Raw genomic sequence first — 20,423 nt, 5'->3', positions numbered from 1 at the left:
CCAGTGGGTCGACAGCTGAACCGGTTCAGCGGGCGCGCGGCGGCGCGGTGCTGCCGCGCGGGGTGAGGTGGGCGGTCTCGTCCTGGAGTCCGCTCACCGGCTCCCCGGCGATCACCGCGAGGAGCTGCCGGGCGGCGTGCGACCCGTACGCCGGGATGTCCCGGCCCAGCGCGGTCAGCGGCGGGTGCACCAGCTGGCAGAGCGGGGAGTCGTCCCACGCGACGATGGACAGGTCGCCGGGGACGGCGAGCCCCATCTCCTGCGCCACCGAGAGCCCGGCGATCGCCATCACGTCGTTGTCGTAGATCACCGCCGTCGGGCGGTTGGCGGAGCTGAGCAGGCGTCGGGTGGCCCGCGCTCCCTCCTCGCCGGTGTAGTCGGACCAGACCGTGCTCGCCTCGTCCAGCCCGAGCCGCCGGCACACGTCGGTGAACGCGTCGGTGCGGATCTCGGTGTGCAGCAGCGACGGGAGGCCGCCGACCCGGGCGATCCGCCGGTGGCCGAGCGCGACCAGGTACTCCACGGTCTCGACCAGGGCCGCCGCGTCGTCCGACCAGACGCTGGCCAGGCTGCCGGTGTGCCCCGGGCCGCCGATCACCACCGCGGGCAGTTGCAGCTCCTCCAGCGCCGGCACCCGACGGTCGTCGGTGCGCAGGTCGCAGACGAAGACGCCGTCCACCCGACGCTCGGCCCACCAGCGGCGGTAGACCGCGATCTCCGCCTCCTGGTCGGTCACCACCTGAAGGGTCAGCGCGTACGAGCGGGCGGACAGCTCGGCCTCGACGCCGCTGATCAGCTCCATGAAGAACGGCTCGATGCCGAGTATCCGGGCGGGCCGGCACAGCGCCAGCCCGACCGCCTTGGCGGTGGCGCCGGAGAGCGCCCGGGCGGCGCTGCTCGGGCTGAACCCGATCTCGGCCGCGATCGCCAGGATGCGCTGGCGGGTCGCCTCGGAGACGCCGGGCTGCCCGTTGAGCGCGTACGACACCGCGCCCTTGGAGACACCGGCCCGTCGGGCGACGTCGGCGATGGTCGGCCGCTTCACCGCAGCGTTCCTCCACTGTGTCCGGCCCTCGCGGGCGCTGTCGACCGCCGGGGTGGCCGGCGGGAAGTGACGCTACTGCACCGGGCCCGCCGGCCGGTCGGCGCGGCGGACCTCGACGACTGAACCGCACAGTTCGTCACTTGTGCGGTTCAGTGTACGGCCACCCCCACCCCTGTCCGCCACCCCTGCGCTCACGAAACTGCTCCGGAAAGCGCTCCACCACGCATGGTCGCGCTCCCAAACGGCTCCGAAGGTTACGGGACGGCCTCGCTGTTAACCGGCCGTTGACAGTGCCGGAGGTGAACCGTACGGTGGCCTCACTTATCCGGTTCAGTCAACGTCTCTCGATCTCGGGAGCGTTCCCATTCGGCGCGGAGGATGACATGAAACGGTCCTGGACGCACTGGGCGCGCACGGCCGCCGTCGGTGCCGTCAGCCTGGTCATGGTCGCCGCCTGCAGCGGCAGGAGCACCACCGGCGGCGCGGACGCGGCCGACGGTCAGGTCACGTTGAAGATCAATTTCTGGGGCGACTTCGGCCTGCAGGACCTCAAGACCAAGTACGAGGCCGAGCACCCGAACGTGAAGATCCAGCTCAACTCGGGCGAGTACAACGCCCAGCACGAGGACCTGCAGAAGAAGCTCGTCGCCGGCAACGGCGCGCCCGACATCGCGGCGATCGACGAGGGCTTCATGGTCCAGTTCCGCAGCCAGTCCGACAAGTTCGTCAACCTGCTGGACAAGGGCGCCGGCTCCTACGAGAGCAAGTACCTGCCCTGGAAGTGGAAGCAGTCGCTGTCCGCCGACGGCAAGACGCAGATCGGCCTCGGCACCGACGTCGGCGGCCTGGCCATGTGCTACCGCACCGACCTGTTCAAGGCCGCCGGCCTGCCCACCGAACGCGACCAGGTCTCCGCGCTCTGGCCCACCTGGGACAAGTTCCTGGAGGTCGGCCAGCAGTACACCGGCAAGACCAGGAAGAAGTTCATCGACGCCGGCACCAACCTGTTCAACCCGATCCTCGGCCAGCAGCAGGTCGGCTTCTACAACGACCAGGAGCAGCTCCAGATGGAGCAGGGCCCGAAGGTCGCGTTCGACTACACGGTCAAGGCCGTCGACTCCGGGCTCTCGGCCAACCTGGTCAGCTTCCAGGCCGACTGGGACAAGGGCTTCACCAGCGGCGCGTTCGCGGTGCTCGCCTGCCCGGCGTGGATGCTCGGCCACATCAAGGACACCGCGCCCGGCACCCAGGGCAAGTGGGACATCGCGGCGGTGCCCGGCGGCGGCGGCAACTGGGGCGGCTCGTTCCTGACCATCCCCAAGCAGGGCAAGCACGTCGACGAGGCGTACAAGCTGCTGGAGTGGTTGGTCGCGCCGGAGCAGCAGATCGAGATCTTCAAGAAGGTCGGCAACCTGCCGTCGCAGCCGGCGCTCTACGCCGACCCGGCGATCGCCGACTTCAAGAACCCGTTCTTCAACAACGCCCCGGTCGGCCAGATCTTCCCGAAGATGGCGCAGGGCCTCACCCCGCAGTACCTGGGCAAGAAGAACGGCCCGACCCGGGTCGCGGTGGAGAACGTCATCCGCCGGGTGGAGAACAAGTCGCTGAAGCCGGACGCCGCCTGGAACGAGGCGGTCAAGGAGGCCGACAAGGCCGCCAAGTCCTGACGCACCACCGGTGCCGGAGCGGAACCCGACCGCTCCGGCACCGCCGTACCCGTCCACCCTCCTCGGCTCTGGAGTGATCCGATGTCCAGCACCCGTGCCGCGCCCGCGCCGCCGAGCCGCCGACCCGCGCCGGAGCGCGGCCGTCCCGGGGCCGACGACCGGCGGCTGACCTGGCGCAACCGGCTGTACCTCTTCGACATGCGCTACATGCCGTACCTGATGATCGCGCCGTTCTTCCTGCTCTTCATCGTGTTCGGGCTGTTCCCGCTGCTGTTCAACGCGGTGGTCTCGCTGCGCAACTACCGGCTCGACGACCCGACGCTGCCCTACTGGGCGGGCGTCGAGAACTTCAGCCGGCTCGTCGCCGACGAGGACTTCTGGAACGCCCTCTACAACACCTTCGGCATCTTCCTGCTCTCCACCGTGCCGCAGCTGCTGCTCGCCCTGCTGGTCGCCTCGCTGCTCAACCGGCAGCTGCGGGCGCAGACCTGGTGGCGGGTCGGCGTGCTGCTGCCGTACGTGACACCGATCGTCGCCTCGACCATGGTGTTCAGCGTCTTCTTCTCCCGCGACTTCGGCATGGCCAACTGGGTCCTCGGCCTGCTGGGCATCGGCGGCGCCGACGACCCGATCGACTGGCGGGCCGACAAGCTGCACGCCTGGATCGCCATCGCCACCATGGTCAACTGGAAGTGGATCGGCTACAACGCGCTGCTCTACCTGGCCGCCATGCAGTCCATCCCGCGCGACGTCTACGAGGCCGCCGCGATCGACGGCGCCGGCCAGTGGAAGCAGCTCTGGCGGATCACCGTGCCGATGATCCAGCCGGTGGTCCTGTTCACCGTGATCCTGTCCACCATCGGCGGCCTCCAGCTCTTCACCGAGCCGATGCTCTTCGACCCGAACGCCCAGGCCGCCACCGGCGGGCCGAACGGTGAGTGGCAGACCATCGCCCAGCTCATCTACAAGGTCGGCTGGAAGGACCTCAACCTCGGCTACGCCGCGGCCATGTCCTGGGCCCTGTTCCTGATCATCCTGGTCGTCGCCGGGGTCAACTACCTGCTGACGAACCGACTCTCCGGAGGGCGCAAATGAGTGCCGTCGCCTCCCCGCCGGTCCGCCGCAAGCGGCGCGCCATGGCCCGGGCGCCGCAGGACACCCCGGCCGGGCTCTGGACCTACCTGCTCCTCGCGGTCAGCATGCTGTTCGCCGCGTTCCCGCTCTACTGGATGTTCGTCATCGCCACCAGCAACGACGAGGCGCTGGCCAAGCTCCCCCCGGCGATCGTCCCCGGTGACCGGTTCCTGACCAACGTCGACGAGGTCTTCTCCCTCCAGGACGTCTACTTCGCCGCCTCGCTGGTCAACAGCGTCATCGTCTCGACCGTGGTGACCGCCTCGGTGCTGTTCTTCTGCTCGCTCGCCGGGTTCGCCTTCGCCAAGCTGCGGTTCAAGGGCAGCAACGCGCTGATGCTCTTCGTGGTGCTCACGCTGACCGTGCCGAACCAGCTCGGCATCGTCGCGCTCTACATCGTGATGGGCAAGCTCGGCTGGAACGGGACCCTGCTCGCGGTCATCGCGCCCGGCCTGGTCACCGCGTTCGGCGTGTTCTACATGCGGCAGTTCATCGTCAACACCGTCCCGGACGAGCTGGTCGAGTCGGCCCGGGTCGACGGCGCCACGACCATGCGGGTGTACGGCACCATCGTGCTGCCCGCGATCCGTCCGGCCCTGGCGGTTCTCGGCCTGCTCACGTTCGTCGCCACCTGGAACGACTTCCAGTGGCCGCTGATCACGCTCAGCGGCACCGACTTCCCCACCTCGATGGTCGCGGTCTCCGACCTGGCCAGCGGCAACTACGTGATCTACCGGCGGGTGCTGGCCGGCGCGTTCATCGCGACCATCCCCCTGCTGCTCATGCTGTTCATCGGTGGACGCCAGATCGTCCGCGGAATCATGGAAGGCGCGGTGAAGTCGTGAGCCGTCCCACGCTGCTGCACGAGGGCTGGACGCTGCGGGCCCTGCCCGGCCCGCAGGTGCCGTCGGAGATCGCCGGGGTCGAGGTGCCGGCGACCGTGCCCGGCTGCGTGCACACCGACCTGCTCGCGGCCGGGCTCATCCCCGACCCGTACCTCGACGACAACGAGAACCGGCTCACCTGGATCGGGCGCACCGACTGGGTCTACCAGACCACGTTCCACCACGAGCCGGGCGGCGACGACCGGGTCGACCTGGCCTGCGCCGGCCTGGACACGGTCGCGACGGTCACGCTCAACGGCGTCGAGGTCGGGCACACCGAGAACCAGCACCGCTCCTACCGCTTCGACGTCCGGTCGCTGCTGCGTGCCGGCGACAACACCCTCGCCGTACGCTTCGACTCGCCGTACCGCTACGCCGAGGCTCACCGGGACCGGCTCGGCGACCGGCCGAACGCGTACCCGGAGCCGTTCCAGTTCATCCGCAAGACCGCCTGCAACTTCGGCTGGGACTGGGGACCGACGGTGGTCACCGCCGGCATCTGGCGGCGGATCGCCCTGCACGCCTGGTCCACCGCCCGGCTGGCGACCGTCCGGCCGCTGGTCACGGTCGACGGTGGCGTCGGCCGGGTGGAGCTGCACGTCGAGGTGGAACGGGCCCGCGACGAGCCGCTGACCGTGCACGCCACGGTCGCCGCCGTCGCCGCCGAGGTGACGGTGCCGGCGGGGGAGCGGGCCGCCGTGCTCACCCTCACCGTCGACGACCCCGCGCTGTGGTGGCCCGCCGGGTACGGCGAGCAGCCGCTGCACGACCTCGACGTGACCCTGCGCGCGGCCGACGGCCGGGACCTGGACACCGTGTCGCGCCGGATCGGCTTCCGCTCGGTGCGCCTGGACACCACACCCGACGCGCACGGCACCCCGTTCACGCTGCACGTCAACGACGTCCCGATCTTCGTCAAGGGGGTCAACTGGATCCCCGACGACGCATTCCCCAACCGGGTCACCCGGGCCCGGCTGGCGCAGCGGTTCGACCAGGCCCTCGGGGCCAACGTCAACCTGCTGCGGATCTGGGGCGGCGGCCGCTACGAGTCGGACGACTTCTACGAACTGGCCGACGAGGCGGGGCTGCTGGTGCAGCAGGACTTCCTGTTCGCCTGCGCGGCGTACCCGGAGGAGGAGCCGTTCCGCACCGAGGTCGAGGCGGAGGCGCGGGAACAGGTGACCCGGCTCGCCGGCCACCCGTCGCTGGTGCTCTGGACCGGCAACAACGAGAACATCTGGGGCTGGCACGACTGGGACTGGCAGGAGCCGCTCGCCGGGCGCACCTGGGGACGCGGCTACTACCTGGAGCTGTTGCCCACGATCGTCGGCGAGCTGGACCCGACCGTCCCGTACTGGCCGGGCAGCCCCTGGTCCGGCAGCGACGACATCCACCCCAACGACCCGGCGCACGGCACGATGCACATCTGGGACGTCTGGAACGACGACGACTACACCAAGTACCGCGAGTACGTGCCGCGCTTCGTGGCCGAGTTCGGCTACCAGGCCCCGCCCGCGTTCGCGACGCTGCGCCGGTCCATCTCGGACGAGCCGCTGGCGCACGACTCACCGGGCATGGCCCACCACCAGAAGGCGGCCGACGGGGACCGCAAGCTCCAGCGCGGGCTGGACGCCCACCTGCCGCCGCCCGCCGACTTCGACGACTGGCACTACCTCACCCAGCTCAACCAGGCCCGCGCCATCCAACTCGGCGTCGAGCACTTCCGGTCGCACCGGCCGGTCTGCACCGGCACGATCGTGTGGCAGCTCAACGACTGCTGGCCGGTCACGTCCTGGGCCGCCGTCGACGGCGACGGCCGCCGCAAACCCCTGTGGTACGCGCTGCGCCGCGCCTACGCCGACCGGCTGCTCACCGTGCAGCCGCGCGACGGTGGGCTGGCGCTGGTGGCGGTGAACGAGACCGGGCGGGCGTGGACCGCGCCGGCCACTATCACCCGGCTCACGCTGGCCGGGGAGCCGAGGGCGAAGACCTCGGTCGACCTCGACGTCCCGGCGTACTCCTCGGTGGTGCTGCCGCTGCCGGCGGAGCTGGCGCGGCCGGACGAGGCGCGCCGCGAGCTGCTGGTCGCGGAGGCCGGTGACACCGCGGAGCGGGCGCTGTGGTTCTTCGCCGAGGACCGCGACGTCGAGTGGCCGGCGGCGGACTGGGACGCGACGGTCGAGCCGGCGGACGGCGGCCGGCGGGTCCGGGTGACCGCCCGGACGGTGCTGCGCGACCTGACGCTGTTCCCCGACCGGCTGGACCCGTCCGCGCAGGTCGACCAGGCGCTGGTGACGCTGCTGCCGGGGGAGTCGGCGGTCTTCACGGTGCGGGCGGACGCGCCGCTGGACGCCGACGCGCTCACCCGCCGCCCGGTGCTGCGCTGCGTCAACGACCTGCTCTGAGGCGGTCACCCCCATCTCCGTCGACTTGAAGATTTCTGCAAGTGCTAAAGTCTTCAAAGTCGTCGGAGGGATCAGTCGTGTCGGTGCCGCTCTACCAGGCCAAGGCGGAGCTGTTCCGCACGCTCGGGCACCCGGTGCGCATCCGGGTGCTCGAGCTGCTCCAGGACGGGCCGAAGCCGGTCCGCGACCTGCTGGCCGCCGTCGACGTGGAGGCGTCCAACCTCTCCCAGCAGCTCGCCGTACTGCGCCGCGCCGGCATGGTCACCTCGTACCGGGACGGCCCGCTGGTGATGTACGCGCTCAGCACCCCCGACGTGGCCGACCTGCTCACCGCCGGGCGGCGCATCCTCGGCACGGTCCTCACCGACCGGGACGCCCTGCTGGACGAACTCCGGGCCTCGGGGACGGACCGGTGAGCACGGCGGCTGCCGTTCGCGCCGGTGACGTCGTCCGGCAGGCGGGCCGGCTGTTCGGCGGGCTGCTGCCCGGCCGGGCCGACTGGGCGGCCGTGCGCCGCTCGCCCCGGCGTGACCTGCTCGCCGGGCTCACTGTCGCCGTGGTGGCGCTGCCGCTGGCGCTGGCCTTCGGCGTCACCTCCGGGCTCGGCGCGCAGGCCGGTCTGGTCACCGCCGTCGTCGCCGGAGCGGTCGCGGCGGTCTTCGGCGGCTCGAACCTCCAGGTCTCCGGCCCCACCGGGGCGATGACCGTCGTGCTGGTGCCGGTGGTGCAGCAGTTCGGCGCCGGTGGCGTGCTGATGGTCGGCGCGCTGGCCGGGCTGATCCTGATCGCGCTCGCGCTGGCCCGCCTCGGCCGGTACGTGCGCTACCTGCCGGCCCCGGTGATCGAGGGCTTCACCGCCGGCATCGCCGTGGTGATCGCGCTGCAACAGGTGCCGGCCGCACTCGGCGTCACCGGCGCACACGGGGAGAAGGTGTGGGCGGTGGCCGCCGACGCGGTCGCCCGGTTCGCCGCGCATCCCCGCCCCGCCGCGATCGCCGTGGCGCTCGGCGTGGCGGCGCTGATGCTGCTCGGCGGCCGGTGGCGGCCCGCCGTGCCGTTCTCCCTGGTCGGGGTGGCCGCCGCGACGCTCCTCGCCGAGCTCGCCCCGATCGACCTGACCCGGATCGGCGAGCTGCCGCAGGGGCTGCCCGCGCCGTCACTGGACTTCGTTGACCTCGGGGCGCTGGGCGTCCTGCTGCCGAGTGCCCTGGCGGTGGCCGCGCTCGCCGCCCTGGAGAGCCTGCTCTCCGCCACGGTGGCGGACGGCATGACCGTCGGCGAGCGGCACGACCCGGACCGGGAACTGTTCGGCCAGGGCCTGGCCAACCTCGCCTCCCCGGTCTTCGGCGGCATCCCGGCGACCGCCGCCATCGCCCGTACGGCGGTGAACGTGCGCGCCGGTGCGTCCTCGAAGCTCGCCGCGCTCACCCACGCGGTCGCCCTCGCCGCGATCGTGCTCGCCGCCGCTCCGCTGGTCGGCCGCATCCCGCTGGCCGCGCTGGCCGGGGTGCTGCTCGCCACCACGGTCCGGATGGTGGAGGCGGCCTCCCTGCTGGCGCTGATGCGGGCCACCCGGGCCGACGCGGTGGTGCTGGTGCTGACGTTCGCCGTCACGGTGATCTGGGACCTGGTGACCGCCGTGGTCGTCGGGCTCGCCGTGGCGGTGGTCCTGGCGCTGCGCGCGGTGGCCCGCAGCGCCAGGCTGGAACAGGTGCCGCTGAACACCGGCGAGCACAGCGCCGAGGAGCACGCGCTGCTCGCCGAGCACATCGTCGCGTACCGGCTGGACGGGCCGCTGTTCTTCGCCGCCGCGCACACGTTCCTGCTGGAGCTGGCCGAGGTGTCCGACGTGCGGGTGGTGATCCTGCGGATGTCCCGCGTCTCCACCGTCGACGCGACCGGCGCCCAGGTGCTCGGCGACGCCGTCGCCCGGCTGCGCGCCCGGGGGATCACGGTGCTGCTCTCCGGCATCACCCCAGGCCACGACCAGGTGCTCAGCACCCTCGGCGTCGCCGACGAGCTGCGCCGCGAGGGCCTGGTGTTCGCGGACACCCCGGCCGCCATCCGGTACGCCCGGGGCGTCGCCCTCGCCGCGAGACCGGCCTGGGCTTCGGCCCCTTCGAGCGCCCGCCCGCGCCCGCCCGACCGGAGCACGCACCAGCCCATCGGCACCAGCCAGAGGCCGAAGAAGAGCCCGCCCAGGGTCGGACCTTGACGGACAGGCGCTGTCGCTCGACGGGCCGCGGGCGGGCGGGTTCGGGCGGCGCCGGGCGGGTACCAGCACGGCATGACTGATCCGGTTGAGCTGTCCGAACTGCACGCCGGAGGCGCCGACCCCGACGACGCCACCCCGCACGAGCCGCACGCGGACCTGGACGGAACCGACGAGAACTCACCGGCGGAGTTCGGCCTGCCGATAGACGCCACCGCCCCGGCCGAGGAGGACCCCACCCGGTCCTGACGCAGCCGTCGCGTGGGCTGGCGGTCGCTAATTGGGCAGGGCGGCCAGGCCGGCCAGCAGTTCCCACCGCTCGGCCTCGGTGAGCACCGCGTACGCCGGTTCGTCGCGGCGGTCGGTGTCCGCCTCGATCGCCGCGCGTTCCGGCCCGTCCGGCAGCGCGCGGATCTCGGCGGCGGTCAGCCCGGCGGCCCGCCACGCGGCCCGGTGCGCGTCCGCGCGGTGGTGGCGCAGCGAGCCCAGCCTCGTCACCAGCAGCAGCGCGGCAGAGGCGCCTTCCGGCTCGTACGGCGGGGACATGGCGTGGAACGCCGGCCCGCCGGTGGCCTGCGCGTGCGCCAGCACCCGGCCGACCAGTTCGGCGAGCCGGGGCACGACGACCAGGCCGGGCAGCACCCCGGGCAGCATGCCCCACTTCTCCTCGGCGGCCTCGCCGGTGGCCCGCTGCGCGAACAGCACCAGTTCCCGCCCCAGGTCGGTGAGGTGCCAGGCGCCCTCGTCGTCCCGGACGAAGATGCCCTGCTCCAGCTCCCGGCTCATGTCACCGTCGCCGTAGGCGAGGCCGTCGGCGAGCGCCTCGGCGGGCATCGGCCGGGCCAGCACGCCGGAGAAGAAGCTGTTCTCGGCGCCGAGGTCGCAGCCGCGCTCGGCGTAGAACGCCTCCATCCGGGGGCGGGCCGCCCAGCGGGCGCCCACGTAGACCCGGTCGATCGCCGGCCGGACCAGTCGCGCGTAACTCACCGTCGTCTCCACGCCGCCGGACCCTACCGGCGGCGTGGCGTTAACAGGGGGCCCCTCCTCTACCGGAGGCGTTAAGAGGGGGCCCTTCCTTACTCGGGGACGCGGCGGTAGGCGCCGTCGCTGGCCGAGGTCGCCATCGACGCGTACGCGCGCAGCGCCGCCGACACCGGGCGCTGCCGGTCGGTCGGGGTGTACGGGCGGTCCCGCTTCTCCTCCGCCACCCGCCGCGCGGTCAGCTCGTCGGCCGGCACGTTCAGTTCGATGGACCGGCCGGGGATGTCGATGACGATCTCGTCGCCGTCGCGAACCAGCGCGATCAGGCCACCGGAGGCCGCCTCCGGGGAGACGTGCCCGATGGACAGCCCGGACGTGCCGCCGGAGAAACGACCGTCGGTGAGCAGCGCGCAGGCACGGCCCAGCCCCCGGCCCTTGAGGAACGAGGTCGGGTAGAGCATCTCCTGCATGCCGGGGCCGCCCTTGGGGCCCTCGTACCGGATCACCACCACGTCCCCGGCGACGACCTCCTTGGCGAGGATGGCCGTCACCGCGTCGTCCTGCGACTCGTAGACCTTCGCCGGCCCGCGGAACGTCAGGCACTCCTCGGGCACCCCGGCGGTCTTCACCACGCAGCCGTCCGGCGCCAGGTTGCCGTGCAGGATGGCCAGCCCGCCGTCCGCGCTGTAGGCGTGCTCGCGGTCGCGGATGCAGCCGCCGGCCGCGTCGGTGTCCAGCGACGACCAGCGGTTGGTGGTGGAGAACGGCTCGGTGGTGCGCACCCCGCCGGGCGCGGCGTGGAACAGCTCGAGCGCCTCTCGCGTGGCCGATCCGCCGCGCACGTCCCAGTCGGCGAGCCACCGGTCGAGGTCGGGGGAGTGCACCGCGCGCACGTCGCGGTGCAGCAGGCCGGCGCGGTCCAGCTCGCCGAGGATGGCGGGGATGCCGCCGGCCCGGTGCACGTCCTCCATGTGGTAGTCCGGGGAGTTCGGCGCGACCTTGGCCAGGCACGGCACCCGCCGGGAGATGGCGTCGATGTCGGCCACCTGGAAGTCCAGCTCCGCCTCGCGGGCGGCGGCGAGCAGGTGCAGGATCGTGTTGGTGGAGCCGCCCATGGCCACGTCGAGCGCGACCGCGTTCTCGAACGCGGCCCGGCCGGCGATCGCGCGGGGCAGCACCGAGGCGTCGTCGTTCTCGTACCACCGCTTGGCGATCTCCACGGCGGTGCGGCCGGCCTCGACGAAGAGCGACCGGCGCGCGGCGTGGGTGGCCAGCGTCGACCCGTTGCCGGGCAGGGCCAGGCCGATCGCCTCGGTGAGGCAGTTCATCGAGTTGGCGGTGAACATGCCGGAGCAGGAGCCGCACGTCGGGCACGCGGAACGCTCGATCTCGCCGAGCTGGTCGTCGGTGACCGCCTCGTTGGAGGAGGCGATCATCGCGTCGATCAGGTCGATCTTGGAGTGCACCACGCCCTCGATCGCCACCGTCTTGCCGGCCTCCATCGGGCCGCCGGAGACGAAGACGGTCGGAATGTTCAGCCGCAGCGCGGCCAGGAGCATGCCGGGGGTGATCTTGTCGCAGTTGGAGATGCAGACCAGGGCGTCCGCGCAGTGCGCGTTGACCATGTATTCCACCGCGTCGGCGATCAGCTCCCGGCTGGGCAGCGAGTAGAGCATGCCGCCGTGGCCCATGGCGATGCCGTCGTCCACCGCGATGGTGTTGAACTCCCGGCCGACGCCGCCGGCCTCGGCCACCGCGTCGGCGACCAGGCCGCCGAGGTCCTTGAGGTGGACGTGACCGGGTACGAACTGGGTGAAACTGTTCGCGATGGCGACGATCGGCTTGCCGAAGTCGTCGTCGGTCATCCCGGTGGCCCGCCAGAGGGCCCGGGCGCCGGCCATCGTCCGACCGTGGGTGGATGTCCTCGACCGCAGCTCAGGCATGACTACCAGTCTGACACCGCCCGCGCGGCGACCCCCCGCCGTGCACCCTGTGTCCCAACAGTTGCACACCCGGTGCCCCACGGAGGGCGCGGATCCGGCAGAGTTGACGCGTGCAGTCGTCCCCGGGGATGGTCACCGTCGCGGTGCTGAGCGGCTCCGTCGCGACCGCCGCCGCCGCGCTGCTCGCCGTGTCCGCCCGCCGGCGCACCGGCCCCCGGCGGCAGGCCCACCTGCTGCTGGCCGTCGCCGCCGGCGCCGCACTGCTCAGCCTGCTCCTCGGCCTCGGTGGTCTGCTGGTCGCCGGGGACCACTGGGCGCACCGGCAGGGCCAGCGCACCGGGTGGGCGACGCTCGTCGCGGTGGGCACCACGGTCGCCGCGCTCGGCCTCGGCGCGGCCCTGCTCCGACTGCCCGGCGCGGCCGCGACGCGGGCCGCCACCGCCCGGCTGCTGCTCGACGGTCTGATCATGGCCGCCGCGCTCTGGTTCGTCGGCTGGGTGGCGGTCAGCGAGCCGACCCGGCTGCTCGGTGGCACCATCCCGGCCGCCTGCCTGCCCATCCCGCTGGCCACGGTCAGCGCGGCGCTCACCGCCGGGCTGACGCTGATCCTGGTGCTGCGCGTCGCCCCGCCGCGTGGCTGGCTGACCCTGCTCGGGGCCGGGGCGATCGCGGTGACGGTCGGCGGGCTCGGCGTCTCCGCCGGGCTCTGCCAGGGCGGGCCGGGCATGCTGGTGGCCGGTGCCACGACGACCGCCGCCGGCCTGCTGGCCACCGCCGTTGCCGGGCGCCGGGCCGACCTGACGCAGCTCGACGTCGATCTCATCCGCCGCGACGGCGAGTACGCCTTCGCGCCGATGTTCGCCATCGCCGCCTCCGCGATGTACCACCTGTTGCAGGGCGGCCGGTTCGACGGTTACGGGATCATGGCCGGCAGCGTCGAGGGGTTCGCGCTGGTGGCCCGGCAGTACCTGGCCCTCAACGACGTCCGCGGCTACGCCGTCCGGCTGGCCGAGCGGGAGGCGCACTTCCGCGAGCTGGCGCACACCGACCCGCTCACCGGCCTGGCCAACCGGCGCGGGCTGCTGCGCGCCCTGCACCGCTGCGCCGAGGCGGGCACGCCCTGCGTGCTGCTCGGGCTCGACCTGGACGGCTTCAAGAACGTCAACGACATGCGCGGGCACGACGTCGGCGACGCGGTGCTGGCCGAGGTGGGCCGGCGGCTGCGCGGCAACCTGCGCCCGGGTGATCTGGCCGCCCGGCTCGGCGGGGACGAGTTCGCGGTGCTGATGCACGGGTCGGCCGAGCCCGGGCCGGTGGCGGACCGCCTGCTCGGGGTGCTCGGCCGGCCGTACGAGGAGGCGGACGGGCCGGTCTTCCTGTCGGTCAGCATCGGTGTGGCCGGCAGTCGCGGCGACCACGACGTCGAGCTGCTGCTGCGCAACGCCGACCTGGCGCTGCGCTACGCCAAGCAGCGCGGCAAGAACCGGATCGAGCGCTACGACGCCACGTACGACCAGTTGCTGAGCCGGCGCACCCGGCTGGAGCACGAGTTGCGTGGCGCGATCGAGCGCGACGAGCTGCGGCTGGTCTTCCAGCCGGTGGCCTCGCTGCCCTCGGTGCGCCCGGTCGGCGCCGAGGCGCTGCTGCGCTGGCACCACCCGGAGCTGGGCAACGTGCGGCCGGACGAGTTCATCCCGCTCGCCGAGGAGTGCGGGATGATCGCCAAGCTCGGCGCCTGGGTGCTGCACCAGGCCTGCTACCAGCTCTCCCGGTGGCTGGCCGACGGGCACGACGTCTGGGTGTCGGTGAACGTCTCGCCGCGCGAGCTGCACGCCCCGGAATATGTCGTCCAGGTCGCCGACGCGCTGCGCGCGCACCACGTGCCGCCGCAGCGGCTGGTGCTGGAGGTGACCGAGCACGCGGTCGCCACCGACCTGGACGAGTTGATCCGGCGGCTGACCGCGCTGCGGCTGACCGGCGTACGGATCGCGTTGGACGACTTCGGCGCGGGCTACTCCTCGCTCGGGCAACTCCGCCGGCTGCCGATCGACATCCTCAAGATCGACCACAGTCTGGTCGCCGAGCACGAGCCGGTCCGGCCGATCGGCCGGGACGGGCCGGCGTTCGCCCCGATGGTCGACATCGTCATGCGCCTCGGCCACCAGCTCGGGTTGGAGGTGATCGCCGAGGGCGTCACCAACCCGACGGAGCTGGCCGCCGTGGTGGCCGCCGGCTGCCGGTTCGGCCAGGGCGCGCTCTTCGGCTGGGGCGTGCCCGCCGAGCACCTGGAGGCGATGCTGGAGGCGGCCACCGCGCCCGGCAACCGGCCCACCTCGGTCCCGCCCGCGCCGCCGCCCCCGCCGGTGCGGACCCCGTCGCCGTTGCTGCCCCGGCTGCGCAACAACCCGCCCGCCCCGCGTCCCTCGATGGAGGGATCACCGCAGGTGGCGAGCGGCGTGGAAGGGGTGCCGGCGGGCGACACGCCCACGTCCGTGAACCAGAATGTGGGATCAGTTGACTCATCGCGTGAGATGCGTCAGGCTTGACCGCATGTCGTCGAACCGGTCGCTGCGAGTACTTACCTGAGCGCACTCTCCCCCCGAGAGTGCGCTGGCCCCGTGCATCCTGCACGTGGGCTTTTTTGTTGCCGTCGGACCATCGCCGGGACGTCCGCGTCCCATCCTGACAACCGCGTCACCCACTCACAGCCGAAGGCCTGAACCGCCATGACGAGACCCACGCCAGAGACCCTCGCCCACTCCGCCCGACGAGCCCGCCCGGGCGCCGGCGCGGCCGGCGACCCCGACCACGCTCCCGCCCCGCGCGGTGCCGCCCCCGCCGGCAGCCGGGCCGTCCCGGCCGGCGCGGACACCCCCGCCGCGCCCGTACGGCAGCCCGCCACCGCGCAGGTCTCCGGCGCCGGCTCGCTGGTGCGGTCGCTGGAGGCGCTCGGCGTCGACGTGGTCTTCGGCATCCCCGGCGGCGCGATCCTGCCCGCGTACGACCCGCTCTACGACTCGACGGTCCGGCACATCCTGGTCCGCCACGAGCAGGGCGCCGGGCACGCGGCCACCGGCTACGCGCAGGCCACCGGCCGGGTCGGCGTCTGCATCGCCACCTCCGGTCCGGGCGCGACCAACCTGGTCACCCCGATCGCCGACGCCTACATGGACTCGGTGCCGATGGTGGCGATCACCGGTCAGGTGGCCCGGCCGTCGATCGGCACGGACGCCTTCCAGGAGGCCGACATCCAGGGCATCACGCTGCCGATCACCAAGCACAACTTCCTGGTGCAGACCCCGGACGAGATCCCCCGGGTGCTGGCCGAGGCGTTCCACCTGGCCTCGACCGGCCGGCCCGGCCCGGTGCTGGTCGACATCCCGAAGGACGTGCTCCAGGCGCCGGCCACCTTCGCCTGGCCGCCCACCCTGGACCTGCCCGGCTACCGGCCCACGCTGCACCCGCACGGCAAGCAGATCCGCGAGGCGGCCCGGCTGATGACCTCGGCCCGCCGCCCGGTGCTCTACGTCGGCGGCGGCGTGCTCAAGGCCGGCGCCACCGAGGGGCTGCGCCGGCTGGCCGAGCTGACCGGGATCCCGGTGGTCACCACGCTGATGGCGCTCGGCGCGTTCCCCGACTCGCACCGCCAGCACCTGGGCATGCCCGGCATGCACGGCACCGTCGCCGCGGTCTACGGCCTGCAGAAGGCGGACCTGATCGTGGCGCTGGGCGCGCGCTTCGACGACCGGGTGACCGGCAAGCTGGACTCGTTCGCGCCGGACGCCGCGGTGGTGCACGCCGACATCGACCCGGCCGAGATCGGCAAGAACCGGCACGCCGACGTCCCGATCGTGGGCGACGCGCGGCACGTCATCGACGAGCTGATCGCGGCCGTCACCGCCGAGCACGCCGCCCACCCGGCCGCCGACCTGGCGGACTGGTGGACCCAGCTCGACGACCTGCGCGAGCGCTACCCGCTCGGGTTCGAGGAGCCGGCCGACGGCACGCTCTCCCCGCAGTACGTGATCAAGCGGCTGGGGGAGATCGTCGGCCCGGACGCGGTCTACGTGGCCGGCGTCGGCCAGCACCAGATGTGGGCCAGCCAGTTCATCTCGTACGAGAAGCCGAACACCTGGCTCAACTCCGGCGGCCTGGGCACCATGGGCTACGCCGTCCCGGCGGCGATGGGGGCGAAGGTCGGCCGACCCGACACCACGGTGTGGGCGGTGGACGGTGACGGCTGCTTCCAGATGACCAACCAGGAGTTGGCGACCTGCGCGCTGGAGGGCATCCCAATCAAGATCGCCGTGATCAACAACGGCAACCTCGGCATGGTGCGGCAGTGGCAGACCCTGTTCTACGGGGAGCGCTACTCCAACACCGAGCTGGGCACCCACAAGCACCGCATCCCGGACTTCGTCAAGCTCGCCGAGGCGCTCGGCTGCGTCGGGCTGCGCTGCGAGAACGCCGCCGACGTGGACAAGACCATCGAGGCGGCCATGGCGATCACCGACGCGCCGGTGGTCGTCGACTTCGTGGTCGGCAAGGACGCGATGGTCTGGCCGATGGTGGCCGCCGGCACGAGCAACGACGAGATCATGTTCGCTCGGGGTGTTCGCCCCGCGTTCGACGAGGACGAACTCTGATGACGATGCACACCCTGTCCGTGCTGGTGGAGAACAAGCCGGGTGTCCTGGCGCGGGTCTCCGGGCTGTTCTCCCGGCGCGGCTTCAACATCGACAGCCTCGCCGTGGGCGAGACCGAGAACCCGGACGTCTCCCGCATCACCATCGTGGTCAACGCCGAGTCCTCGCCGCTGGAGCAGGTGACCAAGCAGCTCAACAAGCTGGTCAACGTCCTCAAGATCGTGGAGCTGGACCCGCAGGTCTCGGTGGCCCGGGAGCTGCTGCTGGTCAAGGTCCGCGCGGACCGCTCCGCCCGGGCCCAGGTGCTGGAGACGGTCGGCCTGTTCCGCGCCCGGGTGGTCGACGTCGCGCCGGACACGCTGACCATCGAGGCCACCGGCACGCCGGACAAGCTCGACGCGCTGCTGCGCGACCTGGAGCCGTTCGGCATCAAGGAGATGGTCCAGTCCGGCACCGTCGCGATCGGGCGCGGCTCCCGCTCCATCACCGCCGGCCCGGCGCTGCGCGCCGCCTGATCCGTACCCACCAGTTTTTCGACGGGCCGACGGGCACCGCCGTACGAAAGGGAAGTCAATGAGCGTTGAGGTGTTCTACGACGACGACGCCGACCTGGGCCTGATCCAGGGCCGCAAGGTCGCCGTGATCGGGTACGGCAGCCAGGGGCACGCGCACGCGCTGTCGCTGCGCGACTCCGGCGTCGACGTGGTGATCGGCCTGCCCGCCGGGTCGAAGAGCCGGCCCAAGGCCGAGGAGCAGGGCCTGCGGGTGCTCAGCCCGGCCGAGGCGGCGGCCGAGGCCGACGTGATCATGATCCTGGCGCCGGACACCGCCCAGCGTGGTCTCTACGCCGACGCCATCGCGCCGAACCTGGCGCCGGGCAAGGCGCTGTTCTTCGGCCACGGCTTCAACATCCGGTACGGCCTGATCACGCCGCCGGCCGACGTGGACGTGGCGATGGTCGCCCCGAAGGGCCCCGGCCACCTGGTCCGCCGCCAGTACGTCGACGGCAAGGGCGTGCCCTGCCTGGTCGCCGTCGAGCAGGACGCCAGCGGCAACGCCTTCGCCCTGGCGCTGGCGTACGCCAAGGCGATCGGCGGCACCCGGGCCGGCGCGATCCGGACCACGTTCACCGAGGAGACCGAGACCGACCTCTTCGGCGAGCAGGCGGTGCTCTGCGGCGGCGCGGCGGCGCTGGTGCAGACCGGTTTCGAGGTGCTCACCGAGGCCGGCTACGCGCCCGAGGTGGCCTACTTCGAGTGCCTGCACGAGCTGAAGCTCATCGTCGACCTGATGTACGAGGGCGGCATCGCCCGGATGCGCTACAGCATCTCCGACACCGCCGAGTACGGCGACCTGTCCCGCGGCCCGCGCGTCGTCGACTCCCGGGTCAAGGAGGAGATGCGCAAGATCCTCGGCGAGATCCAGTCCGGCGAGTTCGCCCGCGAGTGGGTGGCCGAGGACGAGGCCGGCCGGCCGAACTTCGCCAAGTGGCGGGCCGAGGGTGCGGCGCACCCGATCGAGGAGACCGGCCAGAAGCTGCGGGCCATGATGAGCTGGGTCGACCGGCCCATCACCGAGACCGCCTGAGCCAACTCTCCACGCGGCCCGCGACCCGACGCTCTCCCCGGCGTCGGGCCGCGGGCCGCAGCCGTTCACGTGCTGGGACGCGGTGAGCAACGCCTCGTCCCGTCCCGCCCCGGTGAACGGCGGATGTCGGGCGTGCGACGGGCCTGTGTGAGGGCGCTCACCCCGCGGTCCGGGACGCGGAGGGCGGGCCGCCCCCTACCATCCTTGGTGTGGTGCCCCGGCGCACCCGACGGCCATGGCACGGCTCGGCGCAGGGCGCAGCGCGGCGTCCCGACGCCCCCAGGCCGAACCGATACCGAGCGTCTACGAGGACCGATGAATCCTGTCGTACTGATCGCCGAAGAACTCGCACCCGCCGCCATCGAGGTGCTCGCGCACGACTTCGACGTGCGTCACGTGGACGGCACCGACCGACCGGCACTGCTCTCCGCCCTCTCCGAGGCCGACGCGGTGATCGTACGCAGCGCCACCCAGATCGACGCCGAGGCGATCGCCGCCGCGCCGCGCCTGAAGGTGGTCGCCCGGGCCGGCGTCGGCCTGGACAACGTCGAGGTGCCCGCCGCCACCGCGCGGGGCGTCATGGTGGTCAACGCTCCCACCTCCAACATCGTCTCCGCCGCCGAGCAGGCCGTCGCGCTGCTGCTCGCGGTCGCCCGCAACACCGCCAGCGCCAGCGCCGCGCTCAAGGCCGGCGAGTGGAAGCGGTCCAAGTACACCGGCGTGGAGATCCAGGGCAAGACCGTGGGCGTGGTCGGGCTCGGCCGCATCGGCGTCCTCTTCGCCCAGCGCATCGCCGCCTTCGGGACCCGGATGATCGCGTACGACCCGTACATCCAGCCGGCCCGCGCCGCGCAGCTCGGCGTCCGCCTGGTCGGGCTGGAGGAGCTGCTGCGCGAGAGCGACTTCATCTCGATCCACCTGCCGAAGACGCCGGAGACGGTCGGCCTGATCGGCGAGAAGGAGCTGGCGATCGTCAAGCCGGGCGTCCGGATCGTCAACGCGGCCCGCGGCGGTCTGGTCGACGAGCAGGCCCTGGCCGACGCGATCGCGGAGGGCCGGGTCGCCGGCGCCGGCGTCGACGTGTACGCGAAGGAGCCGTGCACCTCCTCGCCGCTGTTCGCCTTCGACAACGTGGTCGCCACCCCGCACCTGGGCGCCTCCACCAACGAGGCGCAGGACAAGGCCGGCCTGGCGGTGGCGAAGAGCGTCAAGCTGGCGCTCCAGGGCGAGTTCGTGCCGGACGCGGTCAACGTGCAGGCCGGCGGCGTGGTCGCCGAGGACGTCCGCCCGCTGCTGCCGCTGGCCGAGAAGCTGGGCCGGGCCTTCACCGCCCTGGCCGGCGGCGTGGCCGCCAGCGTCACCGTCGAGGTGCGCGGCGAGATCGCCACCCACGACGTGTCGGTGCTCAAGCTCGCCGCCACCAAGGGACTGTTCAGCTCCGTGGTGGAGGAGCAGGTCACCTACGTCAACGCGCCGCACCTGGCCGCCGAGCGGGGTGTCGAGGTCACGCTCGCCACGCCGGCCGAGACGATCGACCACCCGAACCTGGTGACCGTGCGCGGCGCGCTGCCGGACGGGCGGACCGTGCGGGTCTCCGGCACGGTGACCCACACCGGCGCCCGCGACGTGCTCAAGCTGACCGAGGTGGACGGCTTCGACGTCGAGATCGGCGCGGAGGGCATCCTGGTCTTCCTGCGCTATGTCGACCGGCCCGGCGTGGTCGGCACGGTCGGCACGCTGCTCGGCGAGGCCGGCGTCAACATCGCCGCCATGCAGGTGGCCCGGCGGGAGGCCGGCGGTGAGACGCTGATGACGCTCACCGTCGACCAGGCGCTCGGCGCCGACCTGCTCACCTCCGCGGCCGACTCGATCGGTGCGGTCGCGGCCAGCGCCGCCGACCTGCGCGACGAGTAGTCCGG

The 20,423-nt window shown here is 72.6% G+C and carries 15 protein-coding genes; 12 read left to right on the top strand and 3 right to left on the bottom strand.

Translation table 11 applies throughout. The features are described 5' to 3' along the window. Positions 1-25: 25 nt before the first annotated feature. Positions 26-1,045, bottom strand: a complete 1,020-nt coding sequence (locus tag GA0070622_RS26810) for a LacI family DNA-binding transcriptional regulator (RefSeq protein ID WP_091580620.1) — start codon at positions 1,043-1,045, stop codon at positions 26-28. A 383-nt stretch (positions 1,046-1,428) separates the two neighbouring features. Between GA0070622_RS26810 and GA0070622_RS26805 the strand changes: the two genes are divergently transcribed. The 7 genes from GA0070622_RS26805 to GA0070622_RS32735 all read left to right on the top strand — a co-directional run bounded on the left by GA0070622_RS26805 (position 1,429) and on the right by GA0070622_RS32735 (position 9,596). Beyond that, on the top strand, positions 1,429-2,712 hold the full coding sequence (locus GA0070622_RS26805) for an ABC transporter substrate-binding protein (RefSeq protein WP_091580613.1): 1,284 nt from the start codon (positions 1,429-1,431) through the stop codon (positions 2,710-2,712). Positions 2,713-2,793: 81 nt separating this feature from the next. Continuing rightward, positions 2,794-3,807, top strand: a complete 1,014-nt coding sequence (locus GA0070622_RS26800) for a carbohydrate ABC transporter permease (protein WP_091580606.1) — start codon at positions 2,794-2,796, stop codon at positions 3,805-3,807. Between the two features lie 41 nt (positions 3,808-3,848). After that, positions 3,849-4,691 (top strand): carbohydrate ABC transporter permease, encoded by an 843-nt coding sequence (locus GA0070622_RS26795; RefSeq protein WP_172968022.1) that lies wholly within the window; start codon positions 3,849-3,851, stop codon positions 4,689-4,691. Continuing rightward, positions 4,688-7,135: a glycoside hydrolase family 2 protein gene (locus GA0070622_RS26790; RefSeq protein ID WP_091580600.1), complete on the top strand. Its 2,448-nt coding sequence runs from the start codon at positions 4,688-4,690 to the stop codon at positions 7,133-7,135. Before GA0070622_RS26795 ends, GA0070622_RS26790 begins: the two co-directional genes overlap by 4 nt. Before the next feature lie 77 nt (positions 7,136-7,212). Next, positions 7,213-7,551 carry an ArsR/SmtB family transcription factor gene (locus tag GA0070622_RS26785; protein WP_091580596.1) on the top strand — a complete coding sequence of 113 codons (339 nt, stop codon included), beginning with the start codon at positions 7,213-7,215 and terminating at the stop codon, positions 7,549-7,551. Further along, a complete protein-coding gene (locus GA0070622_RS26780) occupies positions 7,548-9,350 on the top strand; it encodes a SulP family inorganic anion transporter (RefSeq protein ID WP_425412783.1) in 1,803 nt (600 codons plus the stop codon). The genes GA0070622_RS26785 and GA0070622_RS26780 overlap by 4 nt, the downstream gene beginning before the upstream one ends. Before the next feature lie 72 nt (positions 9,351-9,422). Next, positions 9,423-9,596, top strand: a complete 174-nt coding sequence (locus GA0070622_RS32735; RefSeq protein ID WP_176710577.1) for a hypothetical protein — start codon at positions 9,423-9,425, stop codon at positions 9,594-9,596. Positions 9,597-9,623: 27 nt separating this feature from the next. Here GA0070622_RS32735 and GA0070622_RS26775 read toward each other — a convergent pair whose 3' ends face one another. After that, entirely contained in the window at positions 9,624-10,346 is a 723-nt protein-coding gene (locus GA0070622_RS26775; protein WP_245666838.1) for a hypothetical protein, read from the bottom strand. 77 nt (positions 10,347-10,423) lie between these two features. Next, positions 10,424-12,271 (bottom strand): dihydroxy-acid dehydratase, encoded by a 1,848-nt coding sequence (gene ilvD / locus GA0070622_RS26770; protein ID WP_091580591.1) that lies wholly within the window; start codon positions 12,269-12,271, stop codon positions 10,424-10,426. Between the two features lie 110 nt (positions 12,272-12,381). Here ilvD and GA0070622_RS26765 point away from each other — a divergent pair, with 110 nt between their 5' ends. The 5 genes from GA0070622_RS26765 to serA all read left to right on the top strand — a co-directional run bounded on the left by GA0070622_RS26765 (position 12,382) and on the right by serA (position 20,418). Further along, a complete protein-coding gene (locus GA0070622_RS26765) occupies positions 12,382-14,817 on the top strand; it encodes a putative bifunctional diguanylate cyclase/phosphodiesterase (RefSeq protein ID WP_091580586.1) in 2,436 nt (811 codons plus the stop codon). 180 nt (positions 14,818-14,997) lie between these two features. Further along, positions 14,998-16,917, top strand: a complete 1,920-nt coding sequence (locus GA0070622_RS26760; protein ID WP_091580581.1) for an acetolactate synthase large subunit — start codon at positions 14,998-15,000, stop codon at positions 16,915-16,917. Beyond that, on the top strand, positions 16,917-17,432 hold the full coding sequence (ilvN, locus tag GA0070622_RS26755; RefSeq protein WP_091580577.1) for an acetolactate synthase small subunit: 516 nt from the start codon (positions 16,917-16,919) through the stop codon (positions 17,430-17,432). The genes GA0070622_RS26760 and ilvN overlap by 1 nt, the downstream gene beginning before the upstream one ends. Before the next feature lie 58 nt (positions 17,433-17,490). Then, the gene (gene ilvC / locus GA0070622_RS26750; protein ID WP_091580573.1) at positions 17,491-18,504 is read left to right on the top strand and encodes a ketol-acid reductoisomerase; all 1,014 of its coding nucleotides are present in this window, start codon (positions 17,491-17,493) and stop codon (positions 18,502-18,504) included. Between the two features lie 315 nt (positions 18,505-18,819). Beyond that, positions 18,820-20,418: a phosphoglycerate dehydrogenase gene (gene serA, locus GA0070622_RS26745; protein WP_091580569.1), complete on the top strand. Its 1,599-nt coding sequence runs from the start codon at positions 18,820-18,822 to the stop codon at positions 20,416-20,418. Positions 20,419-20,423 lie beyond the last annotated feature (5 nt).

Source organism: Micromonospora sediminicola, assembly GCF_900089585.1.
GTDB lineage: Bacteria > Actinomycetota > Actinomycetes > Mycobacteriales > Micromonosporaceae > Micromonospora > Micromonospora sediminicola.
Note: the sequence above shows the minus strand (reverse complement) of the source record. Positions and strands in the feature narration are given on the sequence as shown.

Bases quoted from the DNA above. Each gene is read 5' to 3' on its own strand.
- GA0070622_RS26805 (WP_091580613.1), top strand. From the start codon at position 1,429: ATGAAACGGTCCTGGACGCACTGGGCGCGCACGGCCGCCGTCGGTGCC.
- GA0070622_RS26800 (WP_091580606.1), top strand. From the start codon at position 2,794: ATGTCCAGCACCCGTGCCGCGCCCGCGCCGCCGAGCCGCCGACCCGCG.
- GA0070622_RS26795 (WP_172968022.1), top strand. From the start codon at position 3,849: ATGGCCCGGGCGCCGCAGGACACCCCGGCCGGGCTCTGGACCTACCTG.
- GA0070622_RS32735 (WP_176710577.1), top strand. From the start codon at position 9,423: ATGACTGATCCGGTTGAGCTGTCCGAACTGCACGCCGGAGGCGCCGAC.
- ilvD (WP_091580591.1), bottom strand. From the start codon at position 12,271: ATGCCTGAGCTGCGGTCGAGGACATCCACCCACGGTCGGACGATGGCC.
- GA0070622_RS26760 (WP_091580581.1), top strand. From the start codon at position 14,998: ATGACGAGACCCACGCCAGAGACCCTCGCCCACTCCGCCCGACGAGCC.
- ilvN (WP_091580577.1), top strand. From the start codon at position 16,917: ATGACGATGCACACCCTGTCCGTGCTGGTGGAGAACAAGCCGGGTGTC.
- ilvC (WP_091580573.1), top strand. From the start codon at position 17,491: ATGAGCGTTGAGGTGTTCTACGACGACGACGCCGACCTGGGCCTGATC.
- serA (WP_091580569.1), top strand. From the start codon at position 18,820: ATGAATCCTGTCGTACTGATCGCCGAAGAACTCGCACCCGCCGCCATC.